The sequence below is a fragment of the Nonomuraea lactucae genome (assembly GCF_003313395.1).
GTDB lineage: Bacteria > Actinomycetota > Actinomycetes > Streptosporangiales > Streptosporangiaceae > Nonomuraea > Nonomuraea lactucae.
The window spans coordinates 1-1,142 of sequence record NZ_QNFZ01000455.1; the positions used below are offsets into that span (position 1 = coordinate 1).

Annotated in this window: 1 protein-coding gene; it reads right to left on the reverse strand. The window is 75.5% G+C overall.

Features of this window, described 5'->3' with window-relative positions:
* Positions 1–1,142: ABC transporter permease (locus DQW85_RS22610; RefSeq protein ID WP_162795246.1), on the reverse strand; the 1,142-nt coding region annotated here is incomplete at both ends.

Here is a 1,142-nt window from a genome sequence, read left to right on the forward strand (position 1 = left end):
CGCCCGGCGGGCGGGGATGAGCGCGACGGCGAGCGCCGCCCCGACGGCGGCGAGCACGGCGAGCGCCAGAGTGACGGGCGACGGCGGGCGGCCGATCCCGGCCCCCACCCCGCTCGTGTGCCCCTGCAGGTCGATCAGGCCGGTCACGATCGAGGCGCCGACCGCGGTGCCGACGGCCACCCCCAGCACGACGAGCAGGCCCGTGCCGGTCACCAGCGTGGCCATCACCTGCCGCGGCGTCAGCCCCATGGCCTTGAGCACGGCCAGGTCGAAGGCGTGGTCGCGCAGGCCGAGCGCGCTGGCGGTGAGCAGGTTGGCCAGGCCGATCAGCGACAGCAGGGCGATCAGCGCCACGATCACCACCCTGATGATCTTCAGCCGGTCGGCGGGGTTGACGGCCCGCTGCACGTCGACGCCCTCCCCCGACTCCGCCAGCAGCCTGCTCCGCACCTCGGCCGGGTCCGCGCCGGGGCGCAGCGCGAGCGCGTAGAACTCCGGCGGCACCGAGTCCTTGGCCGCCAGGCTGTCGAGGCCCACCGACAGCACCTCGCCGTCGAGGTCGGGTTCGACGGTCCTGCCGACGACGCGCACGATCAGCGGCGATCCGCCCACGGTCAGCCGCACCCGGTCGCCGATCTTCACCCCCAGCAGGTCGAGCAGCCCCTGCCCGGCCACGGCCTCGCCGGGCCGGCCGTACATGCGGCCCTCGACCACGGGGAACGGGTAGGGCGCGGTCGTGCTGCCGATCGCCCGGACCCGGACCGAGCGGGCCTCTCCGGGGGCCAGGGCGTTGACCTCGGTGCCGGGGTAGACGGCGCGTACGTCGGGGTCGCGCTTGGCGATGCGCTCGGCGGCCACCGGCTCCAGCTTGTCCGGCCGGACGTGGAGGGAGGCGTGCTGGCCCACCTGCTCGGGGTGGCTGAGGAAGTTGTCGAGCGTGGACCAGACGCCCAGCCCGATGGTGATCATCATCATGGGCACGGCCAGCCCGAACGCCGTCAGGAACGACGGCACCCGCCGGGTGAAGGCGTCCCTGGTGCCGAGGACGAGCGCGGGCGGCAGCCGTACCAGCAGGGCCAGCCTGGCCAGCCGCGACAGGTGACCGCGCGGCGGCGCGGCGGGAGCGGCGGGGATGGGCGGCG